Below are 19714 nucleotides of genomic sequence, written 5' to 3'. Positions count from 1 at the left end.
TTTGCCTAAGGCTGATCGAGATGTTGCCTGAGGATATGGTGGCAATTCCGGTCGGCGGCGAACAACAGCACGTCGTCGTCGCGGCGCCATCCTATCTCCGTGATGCCTCCGCACCTTCAACGCCGGCTGACCTGAAGGCGCATGACTGCATCCAGTGGCGATTGGCCGGGGCGGCGCGTTATCGCTGGGAGTACGAACGCCATGGGGAGAGGTTCACCATCGAAACGCAAGGACGTCTCATGCTGGACGATGCCCGGCTGATCGCGATTGCAGCCCGCGCCGGCGCGGGTATCGGTTATGTTGCCAAAGCTGCGATCGCGGATGATCTCGCGGATGGCACGCTGGTTCAGCTACTCCACGAATGGACGCCCCCATATCCGGGCCTGACCCTATACTATACGAAAAACCGGCACATGAGCGCTGGAATGCGTGCATTGATCTCATTCGTTCGGGAATTGAACAGGCGGGGTGGCGGGGCCGAACACTAAGCTCGGAAATGCCTGTCAGAGTGTTTCGCGGTGCTCCGAAGACCTCGCAATCTTTGCGGCTTTGTCAGGTGCGACGTTGCTGTCGACCTTCGTCGGCCTCAAGCACCTCCTGAAAAACCGAAAGCCGCTCAAGCACGGCCGCTCGCTTTGTCTCGAGCTCGGCCTGAAGCCGGTCGATATGCTCAAGCTTGGTGAGAAGCTGAGCGACGCCGCCCGCGCACGGTCCGGCACCGTCGTCCGAAAGGCAGGCCGCCATCGCCTGGACCTCACGCGTCGAGAAGCCGGTCGCGATGAAATCCCGGATCCGGCCGGCGCGCCGCAGATCGGCTTCGCTGTAGCTGCGATAGCCGTTTTCCAGCCGCCGGGTCGCAATCAGGCCCGACCGCTCATAGTGACGCAGCATACGCTCCGTAATGCCGAGCCGTTCGGCTGCTTCCTTGATCTGCATTTCGGCACCTTTCGGCAAATCTTCTTTGACGATCATGTCAGATGACGCGCCTGCCTTTTCAAGGCTCGAAATGCATGCAGGCAGCAGCCTCCGGGCAGGGACGTCGCGGCAAGTCCCGCCCGGAGGCAACGACCGATAGGCGCTTCAGCGCCTCTGTGACCATCCGCCGTCAATCGCGATAACCTGACCGGTCAGCCATTCATTGGCGGAACTGCCGAGCTGCAATATCCACGGCACGAGATCGGTTGTCGCCCCGCGACGGCCGAGCGGGATTTCAGCGGCTTCGGCCTCTTCGATCGTGCTCGCCATCTCCGGGGATAGCCCCATCATGCCGGTCAGCGCACCGGTCTTCACCGGCCCGGGCGCAATGGCATTCACGCGGATGCCATCGCCCGAAAGTTCGATGGCCCAGGACCTCGTCAGGTGTTCGAGCGCGGTCTTGGTCGCCGCATAATGCGCCAGGCCCGGTGCGGCATTCTGCGAGACGGCCGTGCCGATGTTGACGACCGCGCCTTTGGTTTCGCGAAGCGCCGGCAAAGCCTCCTTCAGGAGAAGCGATGGCCCGGTGATGTTCACCGCGCAAATCTCGGCAATCGCCTCGCCATCATAGGCGTCGATCGGAAGCGGCCTGCCGGCCCCGGCATTGTTGACGACCAGATCGAGCCGACCCCAGCGGCTGAGCGCGGCCTCAACAATGGGCCGGCTGCCCGTGGGGTCAGCGGCATCGGCCCTGACGGTCGCGACGGCTTCGCTTTTCGCGGCCACGCCGGCCAGTTTCGCCTCATCACGACCGGTTATGACCACATTGGCGCCCTGCGCTGCGAGAGCCAATGCCGTGGCCTCCCCGATGCCCGAACTTCCGCCCGTCACGATGGCAACCTTGCCCTGCCAGTCTTCACGCATCTTGATTTTCCTTTCCAATTAACGTGCGCGTTCTTGCGCTTCGCGACGTTCCTAGCGGGTTGACGCTAGTGTCAGGGTCAAGGGCAATCCCGAAGGCTGGTATGCAAGGGCAACTGAACGCCCGAACGGCAGACGGGTCTCCAACGGGCGGATTTGCTTTCGCTAAGTCACGCCTTGTCTCGAGCGCGACTTAACCACACCTATTCCCGACGGAGGAAACAGCGTTCAGGCAGTCTCGATTTGATTTCAGTGACGGATCTCGACGAGACGCTCGACCAACGCAGGCAGTTCGGCGACCGTTTGCCAGACAACATGCAGGTCAATGTCGAAGTAGCCATGCGCGATCCTGTTGCGCATGCCACGAATGCTGCGCCAGGGAACAGTGACCTGTGACTGCGCGAACTCCGGGTGGTCCGCGAGAACCCGGCTTGCGGCCTCCCTGACGATCATCAGGCTCATGACAACGGCACGCTGCGTCTTGAGGTCAGCCAGAAAGTCGTCTTCGTCCATACCTTCCCGTGAAGGTCACGGCATCGGTCGCGTCCTGGATCATCTGATCGAGGTAGTCGGGCAGCCTGTTTGCTGCGCTCATACGGCCACAGCCTGACGCAGCACATCGTTCCTGATATGAGCAGGAAGGTCGCGCAGGGTCTTCACATCGACCCTGACCCCTAGGGCTTCTTCGAGAGCTTCCTGAAGTCCGCCGAGATCAAACAAGGTGGTTTCCGGCAAGGGGTCGACCAGAACATCAAGGTCGCTGTCTTCGTGATCGCGCCCGGTCAGCGCCGAGCCATAAATGCGAGGATTAGCCGTACGGTAGCGTTCGGCAAGACGCCGGATGACATCCCGATCCTGCAGCAGAGCTTGTGACGGCTTTTTTTCCGGCATGACCTTGTCCTTCTTCCTCTATATAATTCATTTCGGGTGGCGTTCACGGAGCTTTCAGCGCCGCTCTCGCGTTGCATGCCCGTCGAATATCTGAGGCCCTGTCTGGACGCGAACTGCCGCTGGCGGCAATTTGCGGCCTTCATTCCAGAATCACACGAAACGCCTATGCCGACCTTTCCGCCACTTGCGCCGGCACTCGTGCCGCGTGATTCCATGCTTTCTTATCTGCCACGGCTCGCCGCGACCAAGGGCGTCAGCACGGCCGACCTTTGTTACGATATGAAAGCGGCGTGCAGGCGCGTGCTGAACTTTGAAGACGAGCCGCTGGCTGCCGTGGCGGAGTTTTGGTGGACTATCGTCGGAGCAGATTGAGGATTTGGTGTTGTGGACTGGCAAACCTGTCGGCGATATCAGGTCGATCTTGCGCGGTGAGGTTTTCGTTTCGCGTGCTCTTCGCAACCCGACGAGCCCTATCCCCAAAATGAATAGCGCGCCTTCTGATCCGGCCTTGAGCTATCGATACTTTGGTCATAGCGAACGCGGCGCAAAATCGCTGAACCGAGCACATTTGAGACCCCATGTCCCTGATCGGCATGGTGGCTCGCGTCGCAATATGTTGGCAACGAGGGTTAACTTTGCAGCCAGAGCCTCAAACATAGGAGACGATCCGTGACCGATGATACAGCACTTTACGTTGGTTTGGATGTGAGCAAAGAAAAAATAGCCATTGGCCTGGCGGAAGCTGGCCGCAAGGGAGAGGTGCGTTACTACGGCGAAATCGCCAACCGTGCTGATGCAGTGCGCAAATTTGTCGATAGGCTTGCAGGACGTCACAGACGCCTGTGCCTTTGCTATGAGGCTGGCCCGACAGGCTACGGACTGTATCGCCAACTTCGCGATCTTGGCCATGAATGCCTTGTCGTTGCACCATCGCTCGTTCCGACCCGTCCGGGACTTCAGGTCAAAACGGATCGGCGCGATGCTGTCGCGCTTGCCGCCTTGTTGCGTGCAGGCGAACTGTCATCCATCTGGGTTCCCGACGAGACGCATGAGGCCATGCGCGATCTTTGCCGGGCACGGGAAGCGGCCGTCTCGGATTTACGACGAGCCCGCCAGCATCTCTTGTCATTTCTGCTCAGGCACGGCAGGGTCTTCGAAGGTCGCTCCCACTGGAGCAAAGCTCATCGAAACTGGTTGGCGACACAGCGCTTTGATCATCGCGCGCAGCAAATTGCCATGGAAGAATATATTCGTGCCATTGAGCAGATCGAGGAGCGGCGCGACCGGCTGACACGGCAAATGGTGGAGCTCTTGCAGGATTGGTCGCTTAACCCGATCGTCGAAGCGATCCAAGCCCTGCGTGGTGTCGCGCAGATCTCGGCGATGACATTGGTATCGGAGATCGGCGACTTTAGACGCTTCAGTAATCCGCGTCAGTTCATGGCCTGGCTGGGGCTGGTTCCCAAAGAGCATTCGACCGGTGCCAGCGTGTCGCGTGGGTCGATCACGAAGGCCGGCAACATCCGTGCGCGACGCATGCTGGTCGAAGGCGCTTGGACCTACAGACTGCCCGCGCGTGTAAGCCAGGAAATCCTGAAGCGAACGGAGGGGCTGCCTGAAGCAATCAGAGCGATCGCCTGGAAAGCGCAAGTGCGGCTATGCCAGCGGTATCGGCGCATGCAAGCCAGCGGTCGCCCCACCAACATTGTCATCGTCGCCATCGCGCGCGAGCTTGCGGCTTTCGTCTGGGCTATTGCGACAACAGTTCCCATTCCCCCAACAAAGACAGCCTGACGAAGAGGCATCAACGCGAAGGAGAGAAAAACAAGTTCAATTCCATCACGCTGCTTATTGCCGGGCGTGGCGGCCGGTCAGGGCAACCCTCGTTGTGATTCTGCGAGCCTGAAATGGCGACACGCGCTATGTGAGACAGAGGAAGGCCCGAGACGAACCACGGTCTTGCGGTATCCAACCCGCGCATCAGAGTCTGATCAACCGTCGTCTCAGCGCCGCCGCGCCCTGCAATAGGCAGCATATCCCCCCTCGTCGACGCTGAAAAAGCGACGCGAAATACCTATGCCAAAAATCTTGAAAACGGACATGAGAATCATTGCAGGCTCGGTCCGCGAGGCCCTGCCGTTTCACCCCTGCTGACTGAATGACACTCCGGCTGCCGCGGGCTGGTTTCTGTCCGCTTACTCGTACTGCATCAGCTTTTCGTTGACCGCGTCAACTCTTCGTAGCCGATCGCGGCCCGTCCTTCCGGCTTTCAGCGTCGCGCGCACCACGATCTGGTGGCAAAGCGCCAGCACGGCCGCATGGTTGAACTGTGGCCCGTCCGAATGGATCCGGCAGTGAAAATGCCAGTGAGCGGCGGGATGGCGGGCCATGTTCTCATCCGAGATCAAGGCAAGGCGCGCACCGCTTTCCACGATCGTATCCAGCAATTGCCGTGTGCCGGCAATGCGACGGCGCAGCGTGATCGCGATCACCAGGTCGCCTTCCTCGATGCGGGCGACATGCTCGCCAAGCGTCTCGCCGCCTTGTGGAAAGACAACGACATCGCCGACGATCTTGGTCAACTGCCAGTAGAGGTAATGAGCGAAGGACTGGCTGATGCGCTGGCCGGCGATCCACACCTTGCGGCTTTCGACCACGGCGGCGGCGAGCCGATCGAGTTCGTTCGCATCGAGATTGGCAAACGTCCAGTCGAGATTGTCCTTCTCCTCGCGCATGTCGAGGGCGAGCGCTGCGGCATTGGCCTCCGGTTCGGCATGGGCGAAGAACACGCGCGAACCGGTCTGGCGCTCGTCGCGCACCGCTTTTTTCGCCTGATCATAGCTTGAAAAGCCGAGCTTTCGGATGAAGCGCGAGACGGTGGCCTTTGAGACATCACAAAGCCGCGCGAGTTCCTGCGCGTCATAGCTGCCGAGTTCGCCCGGAAAATCCAGAAGAAACTCGCCAAGCTTGCGCTCTGCCGGGCTCAACTGCGGCAGCACGCGCTGCACGCGGGTGAGGAAGGGAGCCTCATCGGCGGGGTTTGGAAATTCCGATTTCATAATTTCTCATTAAGGGCGGGACCGCAGAAAAGGCAAGGGAAGCCGTTTGAAATCCTGATTTCAGTTTGTGCATTCTGGCCGATGCCTCGAAAACTGCCGGATTGGCGAGCTTTTCACCAATCCCGGTGCCCAAGACAAAACCAAAATGCACAATAAATAGACAGTATTTATATATGCCTATTTTTTGCTTGCGTCGCTCATGAAACTGTAGTTTCTTTTTCTGGAACTTGAATTTCGTCAATGCATCCGCCCCGATCCAAGCCAGCAGAAACTGGAGTTCCGACATGCCGGTCCTACCGCTGAAATCTCTGATCCTCGCCGCCACAACCCTTGCGGCTCTCGCACCCGCCGCCCTTGCCGCCGATTATCCCGAGCGGCCCGTCCGTATCCTGGTGTCGTTCCCGCCGGGCGGTTCGAGCGACCTCGTCGCCCGCCTTCTCGCCGAGAAGCTCGGGGCCGAGCTTGGCCAGCAATTCGTTGTCGAGAACAAGCCGGGCGCTGCCGGCACGGTCGCCGCAACCGAGCTGAAGAATGCCGACAATGACGGCTACACGTTGATGCTCTCCAACCTGACGCCCTTCAATGTCGCGCCGACGAGCTTCCCGGATACGCCGTATGATCCGGTCACAGACTTCACGCATATCGGCTATATCGGCGCCGTCCATCTCGGCATGTTCGTCTCGCCCGCGCTTGAAACGCCGGACATGGCCGCCTTTGTCGAAAAGGCCAAGGCCGAACCCGGCATGCTCGACTACGGCTCGTCCGGCGTTGGCTCCTGGGGCCATGTCGTGGCCGTCGCCTTTGAAAACGAGGCAGGCGTCGAACTCTCGCACATTCCCTATAAGGGCTCCGGTCCCATGCGGCTTGATTTCCGCGCCGGCGTCATTCCGGTGATCTTCGACGCCGTGCCGCAGAACCTGCCGGCCGTTGCCGAGGGTACAGCAGTTCCGCTCGCCGTCTCCTCGCCCGAACGGCTCGAAACCCTGCCCGACACCCCGACCTTTGCCGAACTCGGCTATGATATCGTCGCGGAAAACTGGCTCGGAATTTCCGGTTCGGCCGGGATCGATCCCGAAATCGTCGCTACGCTTCAAGATGCGCTCGACACGGCGCTCGCCTCCGACGAGGTTATCGCCCAGTTCGAAACCTGGGGCATTGTCGGCGGCAAGATGACGAGCGAGGAATTCACCGACTATGTCGCGGAAGGCGTTGCCGAATGGGAGCCGCTCGTCAAACAGGCGAACCAGTGATGCGCGTCAGTCCGTTAGCCGCGGACAAATCAGATCTGCCGCAGATCGCCGTTGTCGTCATCGGCGAGGCGGACGATGCGGGCTTCAATGCCAGCGGTCTTGCCGGTGCGCGCAAGGCAGCGCATGCAGGCAAGGCCCGGATCAGCATTGTCGACGGGCTTACCTATGACACGGCCGCAATCCTGGAGAACCTCGGCGGAATACTGCCGGATTTCGACGGGCTGGTTTTCATCGGCGGGCAGGGAGACCGGGTCATGCCGGTCCTCGCGCTCGACTGGCCGGACAAGCCCTTCGCCATCGTCCAGGGCCATGCCCATGCGAAAAATCTGGCAAGCTATGATGTCGCGCAGGAGCATTCGGCCTATCTTGCCGGATGCCTGGCGGCGCTCACGACGAAGACCGGCACGGTCGGCCATCTTTCCGGCCATCGCGTTCGCCCGGGCCTCAAGGGCCGCGCCGCCTTTGTCCACGGGGTGAAGGCGACCGATCCTGACGTCAACGTGCTGACGGCTTTTTGCGGCTCGCAGGATGACAATGCGATCACCCGCAAATGGGCCGATGCCGAGATCGCCGCCGGGGCCGATATCATCTTCACCATGCTGAACGGCGCCAGGCAGGGCGCGATTGATGCCTGCCGGGCAGCCGGCACATTGCAGATCGGCAACGCGCTCGACTGGACGGCGCTGGCGCCGGATGTGTTTGTCGCCTCCGCACTCGCGCGTATCGATCTCGGCGTCGAACGCGCCATTGCCGATGTTGCAGCCGGACGCTTGCCGCAAAGCCCGGTTGCGCTGGGGCTTTGTGACGGCGACTATGCCTCGCTCGCATTGAGGCCGGACGTTCCCGAAACGGTGGCGGAAAGGGTCGCTGCTGCGGCAGAGGCCATTCGCTCCGGCGCCATCACCGTCTCTGCCGCCTATGACGGCAGGGAATTCGATCTGGAAAAGGAAAACGGGCGATGCTGAAGCGGCTTTCGGCACAGGCGGGCACGCTTCTCATCGGCGCAATCGCACTCGTCTTTATCGTCGGTTCGCTGACGGTGCTCGACCTCGGCACGCCGCGGCGCATGGGTCCCGGCGCCTTTCCGCTGATAGCCGGCGGCATTCTCGCTATCCTTGCAGCCGTCGCTCTTGTCGGCGATATCAAGGCGGGGGCCGAACACCTGAAGGTGGACTGGCGAGCGGTCGTGCCAATCGCGCTCGCGGTGGCAAGTTTTGCGCTGGTGACACCGCGTTTCGGGGTACTGCCGGGCGCTGGCATCTGCGTGCTGATTGCAAGCTTTGCCGTCGGTGCATTGTCTCCATGGAGGCGCGCCGGCCTTGTCATTGGCGCGGTTTTGGGTGTCTGGCTCGTCTTCATTGTCGGTCTCAGGCTGCCGCTCGAAGCCTTTCGGGGATTTTGATCCATGCTCGACAATCTCGCCCTCGGCTTTGCCACCGCCACCACGGCTTCCAACCTTCTCTACTGTTTTGTCGGCACGTTTCTCGGCACCTTCATCGGCGTTTTGCCCGGACTTGGTCCGCTGGCGGCCGTCGTCATGCTGCTGCCGGTCTCCTTCTACCTGCCGCCGGAAACCGCGCTGGTCATGCTGGCCGGCGTCTATTACGGCGCTGAGTATGGCGGCTCGATCGCCTCGATCCTGCTCAATATTCCTGGCACGCCGTCTTCCTCGATCACCTGTCTCGACGGATATCCGATGGCGCGGGAAGGTCGGGCGGGCGTGGCGCTCCTGATGACCGCGCTTGCCTCCTTCTTCGGCGGCGTGTTCGGCATTCTGGTGATCGCCGCGCTTGCGCCGCTGCTCGCGGATTTCGCGCTTCTTCTGGAACCGGCGGATTATTTCGCGGTGATGCTGCTCGGCCTTGTCGCGGCATCCGTGGTCTCAAGCTCCGGCACGCTCAGGGGCGTGATGATGGTGACCCTCGGCGTGCTGCTCGGCACGATCGGGGTCGATGTCAACAGCGGCGCCACGCGCTTTACCGGCGGCGTTCAGGACCTGCGCGATGGCATCAATCTCGTGGTCGTTGCCATGGGCCTCTTCGGCGTGTCGGAGGCGATGTATTCCGCGCGCGGGGCATCCGCCTCCTATGCCACGGAAAAAGTCTCCTTGCAGAGTTTCCTGCCGATGCGCGGCGAATGGCTGCGTTGCTTCGGCCCGGCGCTTCGCGGCAGCCTTGTCGGCAGTTTCTTCGGTACATTGCCGGGTACGGGCCAGACGGTCGCCTCCTCGATCGGTTACGCAATCGAAAAGCGCATCTCGCCTAACCGCGCCAATTTCGGCAAGGGCGCCATCGAAGGCGTGGTGGTGCCGGAATCGGCCAACAACGCCGCAGCCCAGACCGCCTTCATCCCGACCCTGACACTCGGCATACCGGGCTCCACGACGATGGCGCTGATGATCGGCGCGCTGATGATCCACGGCGTCACCCCCGGGCCGCGCCTGATCTCAGATCACCCGGCGCTGTTCTGGGGCCTGATCGTCTCCTTCCTGTTCGGCAACCTCTTCCTTCTGGTGCTCAACATTCCGCTGATCGGCATCTGGGTCAGGCTGCTGCGCATCCCGCATTACTTCCTCTATCCCACCATCGTCGTGCTGATCTCGATCGGCGTCTACAGCCTCGACCATTCGCTCTTCGATGTCTGGGCCATGCTCGGCTTCGGCGTGCTCGGTTATGTGCTGAGGCTCTACCGCTACGAACCAGCACCGCTTCTGATCGGCTTCATCCTCGGGCCGATGATGGAAGAATATCTGCGCCGGGCCATGCTTCTGTCGCGCGGCGATCCGATGATCTTTCTTCAGCGCCCAGGCAGCGCCGTTATGATCACGATCTCGGTCCTGCTTCTGGCGCTGACCGCCCTTCCGGGGCTGAAGCGGCTGGTGAAATCTATCGGCTGAGCGCTGGTAATCCTCCTGTTTCTACGTGATGGCATCAAGCGCGGTACGGGGGGCGCTGAGTCCGATTTAAAAGTTCATGATGGGAAATAGCAGCTTACGAGCTGTCTCGTCATGATCCTGATGCTGGCAATGTTGACCCATGCGGTGGCGCTTGCGATGGACCTATGCCAATCCTTCGCCAGCCGACCGCATCGTCCGCAACCCGCACTTTCGGTGGTCTCGATACGCTATCCGTCGATGGCATGGACTGAACCGCATTTTTCCCAACGGAACGATATAGGTCTGCAGCTCGAGCGGCTTGTTGAAGAGAGCAGGCGCGGAGCGTTTGAACGCCTGCGTATCGAAGTCTCCGGCTACGATCTTTGGCTGGATCAGAGGTTGGAGAGCGGAAAGGATTCGAGCTGGTTTGCGGATCAGCCACTCTCGGCCAGCGTCATCATGTGCTACAATTTTGGTGTCGGGCTGCTAAGGCTCGATCAAGCCGGGATTGCGGATAATTCCGGCCCGAACAGGGCCGCACGAGCGGTTGGTTTTGAGGTGTTGAGCCGCGGCGAGGCGACGATCCGCCCCGCAATACGAAAATTGGCGGCAGTGGGGGAGGACGGCTATGAAGAGCCATCCGGCGCTTTCGGAAAAATCTATTCCGTGTTGGCGTATGAGCACTTGAAAGATCCTGGTTTCGACCGAATTCGGCGTATCTTCCGCGAAATCATTCTGGACACATGGCCTATCGAGCCCGGCACTGATCTGCTTGGCGAACATGTCGCCACGAGAAAACTGCATTCCGTGACAACGGCGGCCCGTAAGGCCGGTACGGAGCCAGAGCTGATGCGGAAATTGCTCATCGATGCCGAAGTGATCGATGCGAATGGGGTTTTGCCGGACCGCCGAACCACATTCTCGGCGGAGGTCGCCCGCCCGGTTCTGGCTCGGATCTCGGATGTCGTCTCTTTGAGGACCATGCGCGACGTGCTGGGAGCGACCCGCACAGAGCTGGAAGCCTTGGTGGAGGAGAATATTCTCATCCCACTCGCTTCTTCCCCTGAAATCCGGAAGTGCTGGCGCCGCGAAGATGGCGTGAAATTGATGGAGAAGATCACGCGCGGGGCGACGCCCGTCGCGGCAGATGATTCTGCCTGGGTGGACCTGCTGCATGCGCGCATGCGCACCGGAACGTCATTGCGTGGCCTGATGAAGCTGATCGGCGCCGGACATTTTCGTGTCGGGTTGAGAGAGGGCAAGCCATGGTTTCGCAACGTCGTTCTTCAGAAGACTGAGCTTGATCTGCTCGGTCGGGCACAGGACGATCGGCCAGTCGGTGAAATGTCGGCCTCCGAATTCGGACGCGCTGTCGGGCTTCGGCACAATGGAGAGTTTATTGCCCTGATCGAAGCTGGCCACACGCCGGCAACACGCTCTCGGCATCCGGTAACACGGTAAGACCAATGGCGAATGACGAAAGAAGATATCGCTGCATTCCATCGTCGTTTCGTGACGATTGCGACTCTCAGGCAGGAAACGGGGCGGTCGAGCAACGCGCTACGAATGCAGCTCAAGAAAGAGAAGATCGAGCGCTTTGCACCGGATGGCGGGGATTTCGGTAGTTTGTGGCTGAGAACTGCAGCTTTGCAGATTTTGTGATCGGAAGCCGTTTTCTGTCCAGGATCATTCGATGGGGTATAAAGATAGAGGTTCAGCTGGACGACATGCTACTGCGCTCGTGAAGATGCTGCCGAAAGGCTCGATGATTTTCAAAAAAACGGTAGCATTGTACAGACGCGCCAACTGAGAGCGGCATGAAGCGCTTTGAACATATCCAGCTCCAACGCCGCGAGGCCCATCTGGCCTCTGCAAACGCGGCCTGGGCAGAACTGCGTGCAAAGCTCGATGCTCTCGGAGTGGAGTATCGGCTGTTCGGCTCATATGTGGAAGGAAGCTTCCTCGAGCATTCGGATATTGATCTGATGATCATGGGGGATCTCGGCACTGACACCCGTCAGCGTGTTAGCCGGGCAGCCAGCGCTGCACAGGCATCCTGGAATATCGAGTTCGATATGTACTTCGCCAAGGATCTGACGCCGCAGGCATGCGAGGCCCTCCTTGAGCATTGAATTCTTCTCCCCACTCTTCCCCGTGAGATCGGGACTCCGACGATAGATCCAAAACGTATCTGTTCGCGCGCTGTGACCTGCCGCTGACTTTCATCCACCTGCGATTCTAAGCCCAGCGGTCAATGCGACGTAGAAAAGGCGGAGCTCTTCGGCAAACGCATAGGTTTCCGGTGGCAGTATATACAGGTCGGGTCGTTCGTCGCCCTCATGGTGTGGTGAACGCACATCAGTTTGGGAACGATGGTGAAGAGGACCCCATCAAGGCGCAGTTTTGGCCGTCAGGTCGATATCGATCCAGCCGCCTCGTTCCAGGCATATGAAGCGTGTCGCCCCGATTTTCTGATCGCGCCTTTTGTGCCAATGACCGAAAACCCAGAACTCGGGTTGATGACGGTCAAGCATCGCCTGAAGCGCACGCGTCGTGCGGGATGGACCAGGCGAGGGATCAATGATTTGGAAGAGCTCCTGGCTGACGCGCCACGGACAATCATGCGAGACCATGACGCGTGGCCGCCTGTTGGACCAGGCTTCGAAAAGCAGGTCCAGATCTCTCTGACTATGCTCTTCGTCTGGCCACCAGTCCTTGTTCTCCTCGCGATCGTCCTGATCAATCGACCAGGCCCCGTTCACGAAAAACATGTCGCCTTCGGCGCCGCTTTCAATGAATTGCGGATGATTTCGGCATACGGACGGGTTGTCATGGTTGCCGCGTATGAAGCGATGGCCGCTTCCAGGTTGGCAGGGCCATTTTCTGACGTCTTCCTCCCGAGCAATCCCAATTTCGAGATCACCGACCTGAATGCTCTCATCAACCCCGGCGACTGCGGATGCATAAGCTGTGCCGTCTGCATGGATGTCACCGATAAAACGCACGAGCCCACCTGTATCTACCTTCGAATCTCGACGGCGGGACAATGAAGAATGTTTGGTGCTTTCGCAACCAGCGCAGGCCTGCGATGCAATCGAAGTGACCAAGAGAACGGGTGTAGGCTCAGCCCGGTACCCCTTTAATTCGGCCTGCGAAATCCCTGCGGGAGAACTGGGCAGACCTAGTCTTTCGTCCAGTTCGCAACTGAGTTGGATGACCGCTTTCAGCGGTCTCGGCCTGTCGGGGAACCATATAGATCATGGCGCTTTGCCGAACCGCAGCAATAACCATTCAAGTTATAGACAATTCCGCTTTTTTGTCTATAACGCGCGGCCGCTGAGCTTGTATGGAGCAGCGGACAGTCAGGAATGCGCCCCTTCACGGCCGTTCGATGGGTCGATCAACAATCCTGAAAGCTGCCGTTCGCCGCAGCTGAAAGATGACCGGCCTGAAGGACGAGGTCTGGGACAAACCCGACTTTCGTTCGCTACCGGTCGAACGGCAGCTTCTGTCTGAACCCGACGCTCAATTTTAGCTCGTCGATCCTACTTCAATGACATACGATCCAAATGCCTTGTGAAGTAGTTCGATCGTCGAAGTGAGGTATTTGAGATGAAAACAGCTGCCGGAATTCATGAAGCGTCATCGGCCGAGATAGCCCTATGACGGTCTTGTACTGGTACCTTGGAGAGGACGAGGCCGCGACGTCTTTCGTGCTGTCGAAGCTCAAAGAGCGTAGTGCAGACCCTTCGCACATAGTAGTCCGCCCCCCACTGATCGCGGTCGAGAATCCCGATGAAGGTGTTCTAGCACTCACGCTCGACCTGATTGCGCGCCGTTCTCTCAGAAGTGCCGCATACATGGCTACGGCGCTTCCGGACAATCTCCTCTGGGTTCCAGGGGAATGGTGGCACCTTCTCGTAGCGAGCCCTGAGCTTGCTGCGACGGTCGAAAAACTTGGCGGACTCATCCAGCCTGACAGGAGGAGGTCCGAGAGGCCCCCCTTGGACATATTCAAGCCCGTGACGAAGAGCCGGTATATCATTGGCGGCCGTCCGGTGGCCATAGATCAGGTCCTGGAAGCGCCCTCTCAGTACTTCGGCAAGCTCGCAGATCCGGACATCGGGGGTGCAAACGCGCTCTATGCGGCCGGCATCGAAGCAGCAAACGCAGAAGGACTGTCTGATCAGATTGTCGTCGCCGGTCCTGAGGCGCTCGGGTTCAAAGTGGATGAGGGCGAGGAGGGCATTGTCTCTTGGCGGCAGAAAGGCGTTATCGCCGCCCATGCGGTCGGCTTCAGTCTTGGGTCGTCCAGCGACCTTGGTGAATTTTTCGCGATGCACGAGCTCAAGTTCGACGCCGCCGCACATCTCGAGCAAGCGATTGGATGGCGGGAGAAAGACATCCAATTCGGCATCGGCCTGATCCTGGAGGGGCTGGAGGATCCACCGGTTGTCATTCCGACCGGTGCGGTTTTCCAGCAGCCTGTGATGGGGACAACCCAGCAAAATCTCGCAATTGCGCAAGGGGCAAGCGCGATGGTGGCCGCCGGTGCGACCGTTCCGATCATCCTTCCTGCGTGGTGCCTCAATCCCACCTTTCATCCACCCAGCGGTCCAATGACTGCAACACCCCTCGTTTCGACGAGTGCCGGCGGTAGCCAAGGTGACGTCTGGTCACGCATCCGAACCCGCTATGGAACTCAGCCATGAGTGGAAAACCGACAACGGTCGATCTGGAGATCGAGGCGGCAATCGCGCAGGCAAGCGCGATCGGCTACGCAGCTAATGCCGCCCCGGGACGGGGACCGAATGAAAGCCGAACGGTTATTAAATACACCGGGGCGAAGCATGGCGGCCGATATCCACCGGGGCCCAACAGCAAAGGGGCGGTTGGCCTATATGTGTCGCCAAGCCCCGGATTTACCTGGGGGCCGGGTGTCTACGCATGCCCAATCGCGTATCCGATATCGGGTGCGATCTACGGTCGATGCGGGATCGTCGCCCAAATCCCCTCGACGCATGGTTGGAAAATCTTCGACGCGACAGATCAGGCGATTGCCAATCTCTACGTGGCATGGGCTCAGCAGCAGCCGCTCTATCCAATGCTGACCCTGACGGCCCACGCCAATTGGGCCAATCATCTGTTGCGGACCTTGTTCAAGGAGCGCTTCGGCATCGACGTCGTCGTCTTCCGACCCGACGAGTTCCACAATCGGTACACCAACCGGGTTCATGATCGATGGCTCGCCATTTCGGAATGGTCAGCGCCCGGGAAACTGGCAAGCGGAGTCACTGCGACGAGGGTTGTCCAGGCTCAGTTGACCGTCATCCTCGCCGAGGAGTTCGAGCCGACCCTGTCAGGTATTCGACGCAACGCGTTGATCGGCCCGACGCCAACTCTGGCCACGATGTTGCCGACCCCGGTCGACATTCTGAACGCATATGTCTCGCAACAGCTTCTTTGGGTGGGCGCATGACAAGCGAACTTCTCCTCGGCCGTCGCCTTCTCGAGGCCCTCGTCGATCCAGATGCATCGCGCGCAGAGTCCGACGGAGCCGGCATTGAATTCGCTGAGCTTGCAACGCGGCTTAGTGTGGAGCCTGGTCATACCCTTCCGATAGAGACCTTTGACGGCATGAGGTCGGACGACCTGTCTCCGTCGGCTTGGTTGTACCTTCTCGAGAACCGAGCGAAAGAAGAACCGGAAGTTCCAATTCCGATCCTGCACGATCTTTTTGTGGAGCATAGCGATCCGGCTGTTCGATTTAGGCTCATCCGGGGAGCCCTATCTCAGCCGCGAGTTCGAAATGCCCATCTCGACACGCCCATCGGATCCACCCTCAAGGAGCTGCCGAACTCGTTTCCGAGACAGCAGATCGAAGGGCTGACCGAACTCGCTCTCGAAGGAGAGGGGCCCATGCGCGAGGAAGCGGCTCGGGCTCTGGTCGAGATCGCACTCTACCTGCTACAGGACGGCTCATATGCCGCCCTCGTCCTTGCTGCGGCAGCGATCACGCCAAAGGAAGACTGGCGCCGCGAGGCGCGGCAAGTGGTCGGCGCGACCATTCGCACACTGGATTCGGCCTCACACTACGCTGTACCCTTCCGCGAGGTTCCGTTCGAGAGGTTCTTGTGATCGACCGCTCGGCATTTGACGGCCTCTATGACATGATCCGTATAACCTCGGCGAGGAGTCCGTCGAAATAGCCGTCCAGGGGCGTGATCGCCTTCGCGGGGAGTTCGACATTTGTACGGCGTGCGTCAGAGACGATCGGATGCCAACGGAAGCTTTCGTGAGTAGCAGACATTTGTGCTAAGAAATCGAAATGACTTCAAGTGGCCGGCAGCCGACAGTGCAGCGCGATGGCCGAGATCGGCGGCTATCTCTTTTCAAGTACTCTGAACCGGACGGTCACCTCTCGGCCCCATTTGAGTCATTTCGATGAGGCCTGGCTCGTGCCCGGACACGAGAATTTCACGCGAATGAATCTCACGGCGACGGGCACGAACGTGCATATCCCGTTGAGCCCCCAAAGTTGTCGCGATGCTCCATCGCGAGCAATCACATGCCGCCTCGGCTGCACCAGTCCGACCTGGCCTATATCGAGCCGACAGTCGCCAAAGTCATAGATCGCTATATTTAGGAGTGCTTGCAAGAAGAGGTCAAAAAACGCAATGTTGGCCTTACTCCGAGCAATGCGTTGAAAGTGGACTTGCAATGAGTGAGGTGGGGGCGAAATTCTGGAAGTGTCTGGCAGTTTTATTCGCTGGCGCGGTGATCTGGTTTGCGCCGATAGCTAACGCAGAAGAACTTTCTATTCGAGAACTTCAGAGTTTCCTGGCCGAAAATGGGTACAGGCCGGGGACGGTGGACGGAATCGATGGTCCCAAGACACGTGCCGCACTGAAAGCGTTCCAGGCAGATCACGGTCTGGCAGAGACCGGCATGCAAGATGCGGCCACGCAGGCGGCGATCGGGAAAGAGGCCGAGCCAGATCCGCCCGCAATAGCGACGGTCCCGGCTGTCAGTGAGGAACCGGTCCCTTTGAACCAAGCAGAGACGGCGCCGATCAATGCCCTTGGAAACTCCGAGTCTGAAAGCAAAGAGGAATTCCCTGCCGAGGACACAAGCGCCACGTCGCCTCCCCTTGAGAGCCCGGCTCCTTCATCTGCGCCGGAGCTTGCGGAGGAAGGGCGAAACGGTGATAGCGCCGACACTCTTCCGCCTCCGCCGTCAGCCCGGACGGAGGTGCCGAAGGCGGTTGTCGGAGAGAGCGGTACGTCTTCGTCAGATGACCCGCTTGAGACCGCTCTTGTAATCGCAATTCCCGCTCTGTTGATTTTCATCTGGCTCCGGCGCAGACGTATCAAGAGAAAGATCGCGCAAGCTAATGCGAGAAACTACGCCGTCGAGGGCAATTTTGTGTCCGCAAATCGTTCGGCGTCGGCGTATTCAACTGCGCCACTCGGAAAACAGGCAGTATCGCCGCCTAGCGAAGTAGTCCCCGCCGGAATGAACCGTGTCGGTGGCGGAGCCACATCGGGGTCAACCTCTGCGAAGCGCAAAGCAGATGACAGTCATTTCAGACTGGCGAATGCCAATCCTGCAGCAGGTCTCTTTGCTTCAAAAAGCCATCCTGTTTCGTCCCCTTCTACGGTCTCTGACCGGCGAAGCGCTGGTGGGCTGCATGTCGAGACCGGCTCCGATCGCCTGACCAGCAAGCGCGAAACCTCCGATCGTGGGTGGTTCGCAAAGCAGGGCGCCTGGCTTCCACCGGGAGAGACCGTCAAGATTGCCGGGCGCACGATCGCGGGGATGGTCTATGTCGGCACGCCGCCAAGGGCCGGTCGCTATCAGGAAAAATGCCGGGCGTATATCGATCCCGGTTTGAAAGCTTCATCGGGCAGCGGCGACATCGCTGGGGGGAGCATGCCGTACTGGCCGAATTATTCGGAGATGTCGCCGATCGCCCGTGGGACATATCTCGATTGGCTCGCGTCGGGCCGCAACGATGCCCGATATGACGCCGGTTACATGTTTCTCTATTTTTACAGCCTCGAACGCCGGTTCTTCGTCGACAAGCCCGGTATGTCTGAAAAGCTTGAGATATTGCGCGAGGTCGAACGTCTTCAGGCGCTCTATTACGAGAACCATTCGGCGCGGCGCTATCTTGGCCTTTTTCTGGAAGCCGCAGCTCCTTTTGTGGAGGACGCGCGCCCGCTTGAGCTGGCATTCGGGTCGGAAAGCGGCGAGCTGCCGCTTCCGGTCAAAATCCTGCTGGGCACGACAATCGCTGAAGGAGGGCGACTATCGGCCGAACAGCTGCTGAGCTTTTGGCATTGCCACCCGGAATGTTACGGACGCACCCCGGCACAGCGTTGTGCGGAGGAGTTCCGTGCACTGTTCGGCCTGAAATTCAACGAAAAATATCCGGACGGGCTTAAGCTCCGCAAGCCCAAACGCGATCTCAAGGTTACCTACCGGGCAGCGTCTTCGGAGTTCGAGGTTGAGCTCCTTCCGAAAGCAAACGGTCAGCCGATCCCGGATATATCCAGCCTTGGAACGCCTGTTACCGCAGCAAAGTCAATCGCGGACGAGGCCATCGACGAACTCGATAAGCTGAGCCGCTATCTCGGTCGAAATCCTGAAGGGCGCGGGAGCGTCGAAGCGCATGCCTTGCTTCCGCCAACCCTCTGGCCGCTGTTCCCCTCCGCCGATCTTGAGGAGATCAGGCTTTGGGCACACGGTATCATCGACGGCGGCGGCCTGGTGCAGCTGGTCGATCTCGTCGCCAAACTGGAAGGTTCGGTTCCTGACAAGATCGGAAAGAAACAGCTTGTGAGCGCGGCCGATGCGCTTGCGCGGCTCGGCATCGGCTTTTCTCCCGATCCGCGCTTTGCCCCGCGCGGTCCGAAGATCGGCGATCCGGTGATGCTTTTTGAGCAAGCTGATGGCGATCTCGAGAGTGTCAGCGACGGATATAAACAAGCGCTAACCGAACTAACGGTCGGCGCTTTCATCGCGCATGCCGACAACGAGATTGCGCCAGCCGAACGCATGGCACTGCAGCGCCTGATCGACGACAAACCGTTGAACGAGGCGGAGCGAAATCGCCTGACAGCCAATCTTGCCTGGCAACTTTCCGTGCCGCCTGACGCAAGGGGGCTGCGCAAAAGCCTGCAGAACGTCTCTCCGGCCGAGAGCGGCGCGATCAGAAGGGCCATTGTGGCAATGGTTCACGCCGACAATGTGGTCGCAGCCGATGAGGTCTCCGCGATCGAGAAGATCTACAAGTTTCTCGGCATTTCCGAAGCGGAGGTCTACTCCGACATTCACGCGCTTTCAGCCTCAGATGAACCGGTCACGCTGTTGCGCGCGCAGCCGACCGAGCCGGGCGAAGCGATTCCTGCCGAAGCCCGCCCCGATTTTCTCGACAGCGGCAGAATTGCATCGATCCGCCAGGATACAGAACGCGTCTCCTCTGTTCTGGGCGCCATCTTCGCTTCCGATATCGACGATGATCTCGATGATGAGCCACATGATGACGTGCAGCAGCACGTTCTGCCTGGCCTCGATCCGGTTCACGCGGGTTTCGTGATCGAGCTTGTCACCCGCGATCAGTGGTCGGAGATGGAATTCAACATGCTGGCCAGTCAGCATGGCCTGATGGCGGCCGGTGGACTGGAAACGATCAATGAATGGTCATTCTCGCGCTACGACGATGCGCTTATTGAGGAATACGAAGGTTTCGAGTTGAATACGGATATCGTCCGGCGATTGCAGTTGCCGGCTTAAGGGGG

At 59.6% G+C, this 19714-nt stretch carries 20 protein-coding genes and 1 pseudogene; 13 read left to right on the top strand and 8 right to left on the bottom strand.

Annotation, left to right across the window (positions count from 1 at the left end; genetic code table 11):
- The first annotated feature begins 20 nt into the window (after positions 1–20).
- A complete protein-coding gene (locus tag HQ843_RS02690) occupies positions 21–488 on the top strand; it encodes a LysR substrate-binding domain-containing protein (protein ID WP_246710255.1) in 468 nt (155 codons plus the stop codon).
- A gap of 64 nt (positions 489–552) precedes the next feature.
- On the opposite strand, the gene HQ843_RS02685 is transcribed toward HQ843_RS02690, so the two are convergent.
- The 4 genes from HQ843_RS02685 to HQ843_RS02670 all read right to left on the bottom strand — a co-directional run bounded on the left by HQ843_RS02685 (position 553) and on the right by HQ843_RS02670 (position 2727).
- Positions 553–972 carry a MerR family transcriptional regulator gene (locus HQ843_RS02685; protein ID WP_210275260.1) on the bottom strand — a complete coding sequence of 140 codons (420 nt, stop codon included), beginning with the start codon at positions 970–972 and terminating at the stop codon, positions 553–555.
- Between the two features lie 108 nt (positions 973–1080).
- On the bottom strand, positions 1081–1839 hold the full coding sequence (locus tag HQ843_RS02680) for an SDR family NAD(P)-dependent oxidoreductase (RefSeq protein ID WP_180899941.1): 759 nt from the start codon (positions 1837–1839) through the stop codon (positions 1081–1083).
- A 246-nt stretch (positions 1840–2085) separates the two neighbouring features.
- Positions 2086–2349 (bottom strand): HepT-like ribonuclease domain-containing protein, encoded by a 264-nt coding sequence (locus HQ843_RS02675; RefSeq protein ID WP_180899942.1) that lies wholly within the window; start codon positions 2347–2349, stop codon positions 2086–2088.
- 78 nt (positions 2350–2427) lie between these two features.
- Positions 2428–2727: a nucleotidyltransferase family protein gene (locus HQ843_RS02670; protein ID WP_180899943.1), complete on the bottom strand. Its 300-nt coding sequence runs from the start codon at positions 2725–2727 to the stop codon at positions 2428–2430.
- A 213-nt stretch (positions 2728–2940) separates the two neighbouring features.
- On the opposite strand from HQ843_RS02670, the gene HQ843_RS02665 reads away from it, so the two are divergent.
- Together HQ843_RS02665 and HQ843_RS02660 are read left to right on the top strand one after the other, a co-directional pair.
- A complete protein-coding gene (locus tag HQ843_RS02665; protein WP_180899944.1) occupies positions 2941–3099 on the top strand; it encodes a hypothetical protein in 159 nt (52 codons plus the stop codon).
- A gap of 297 nt (positions 3100–3396) precedes the next feature.
- Entirely contained in the window at positions 3397–4521 is a 1125-nt protein-coding gene (locus HQ843_RS02660; protein WP_180899945.1) for an IS110 family RNA-guided transposase, read from the top strand.
- 401 nt (positions 4522–4922) lie between these two features.
- Here the strand turns inward: HQ843_RS02660 and HQ843_RS02655 are convergent, their stop codons facing one another.
- Positions 4923–5786 carry a MurR/RpiR family transcriptional regulator gene (locus HQ843_RS02655; RefSeq protein ID WP_180899946.1) on the bottom strand — a complete coding sequence of 288 codons (864 nt, stop codon included), beginning with the start codon at positions 5784–5786 and terminating at the stop codon, positions 4923–4925.
- Complete coding sequence (locus tag HQ843_RS02650) at positions 5755–6072, bottom strand: hypothetical protein (protein WP_180899947.1); 318 nt, start codon at positions 6070–6072, stop codon at positions 5755–5757. The genes HQ843_RS02655 and HQ843_RS02650 overlap by 32 nt, the downstream gene beginning before the upstream one ends.
- Here HQ843_RS02650 and HQ843_RS02645 point away from each other — a divergent pair.
- From HQ843_RS02645 to HQ843_RS02630, 4 genes are read left to right on the top strand one after another with little or no spacing between them, the layout of a single operon-like run.
- The gene (locus HQ843_RS02645) at positions 6071–7036 is read left to right on the top strand and encodes a Bug family tripartite tricarboxylate transporter substrate binding protein (protein WP_180899948.1); all 966 of its coding nucleotides are present in this window, start codon (positions 6071–6073) and stop codon (positions 7034–7036) included. The genes HQ843_RS02650 and HQ843_RS02645 overlap by 2 nt on opposite strands.
- The gene (locus HQ843_RS02640; protein WP_180899949.1) at positions 7036–8001 is read left to right on the top strand and encodes a BMP family protein; all 966 of its coding nucleotides are present in this window, start codon (positions 7036–7038) and stop codon (positions 7999–8001) included. Before HQ843_RS02645 ends, HQ843_RS02640 begins: the two co-directional genes overlap by 1 nt.
- Positions 7995–8438, top strand: coding sequence for a tripartite tricarboxylate transporter TctB family protein (locus HQ843_RS02635; protein ID WP_180899950.1), 444 nt, complete (start codon positions 7995–7997; stop codon positions 8436–8438). The genes HQ843_RS02640 and HQ843_RS02635 overlap by 7 nt, the downstream gene beginning before the upstream one ends.
- A gap of 3 nt (positions 8439–8441) precedes the next feature.
- Positions 8442–9932: a tripartite tricarboxylate transporter permease gene (locus HQ843_RS02630; RefSeq protein WP_180899951.1), complete on the top strand. Its 1491-nt coding sequence runs from the start codon at positions 8442–8444 to the stop codon at positions 9930–9932.
- A 74-nt stretch (positions 9933–10006) separates the two neighbouring features.
- On the opposite strand, the pseudogene HQ843_RS02625 reads toward HQ843_RS02630, so the two are convergent.
- Positions 10007–10138, bottom strand: a pseudogene (locus tag HQ843_RS02625) (IS5/IS1182 family transposase); the annotation flags it as partial.
- 1246 nt (positions 10139–11384) lie between these two features.
- On the opposite strand from HQ843_RS02625, the gene HQ843_RS02620 reads away from it, so the two are divergent.
- Together HQ843_RS02620 and HQ843_RS02615 are read left to right on the top strand one after the other, a co-directional pair.
- Positions 11385–11573 (top strand): hypothetical protein, encoded by a 189-nt coding sequence (locus HQ843_RS02620; RefSeq protein WP_180899952.1) that lies wholly within the window; start codon positions 11385–11387, stop codon positions 11571–11573.
- A 155-nt stretch (positions 11574–11728) separates the two neighbouring features.
- Positions 11729–12043 carry a nucleotidyltransferase domain-containing protein gene (locus tag HQ843_RS02615; RefSeq protein ID WP_180899953.1) on the top strand — a complete coding sequence of 105 codons (315 nt, stop codon included), beginning with the start codon at positions 11729–11731 and terminating at the stop codon, positions 12041–12043.
- A gap of 258 nt (positions 12044–12301) precedes the next feature.
- Here the strand turns inward: HQ843_RS02615 and HQ843_RS02610 are convergent, their stop codons facing one another.
- On the bottom strand, positions 12302–12916 hold the full coding sequence (locus HQ843_RS02610; RefSeq protein WP_180899954.1) for a metallophosphoesterase family protein: 615 nt from the start codon (positions 12914–12916) through the stop codon (positions 12302–12304).
- Between the two features lie 999 nt (positions 12917–13915).
- Between HQ843_RS02610 and HQ843_RS02605 the strand changes: the two genes are divergently transcribed.
- The 4 genes from HQ843_RS02605 (at position 13916) to HQ843_RS02590 (ending at position 19709) form a co-directional block, all read left to right on the top strand.
- Complete coding sequence (locus HQ843_RS02605) at positions 13916–14623, top strand: hypothetical protein (RefSeq protein WP_180899955.1); 708 nt, start codon at positions 13916–13918, stop codon at positions 14621–14623.
- Complete coding sequence (locus tag HQ843_RS02600; RefSeq protein ID WP_180899956.1) at positions 14620–15390, top strand: hypothetical protein; 771 nt, start codon at positions 14620–14622, stop codon at positions 15388–15390. Before HQ843_RS02605 ends, HQ843_RS02600 begins: the two co-directional genes overlap by 4 nt.
- Positions 15387–16049 (top strand): hypothetical protein, encoded by a 663-nt coding sequence (locus HQ843_RS02595; protein WP_180899957.1) that lies wholly within the window; start codon positions 15387–15389, stop codon positions 16047–16049. Before HQ843_RS02600 ends, HQ843_RS02595 begins: the two co-directional genes overlap by 4 nt.
- Before the next feature lie 582 nt (positions 16050–16631).
- The gene (locus HQ843_RS02590) at positions 16632–19709 is read left to right on the top strand and encodes a TerB N-terminal domain-containing protein (protein WP_180899958.1); all 3078 of its coding nucleotides are present in this window, start codon (positions 16632–16634) and stop codon (positions 19707–19709) included.
- Positions 19710–19714 lie beyond the last annotated feature (5 nt).

The sequence above is a fragment of the Martelella sp. NC20 genome, assembly GCF_013459645.1.
Lineage (GTDB): Bacteria > Pseudomonadota > Alphaproteobacteria > Rhizobiales > Rhizobiaceae > Martelella.
This window is presented reverse-complemented; position numbering and strand designations above follow the sequence as displayed.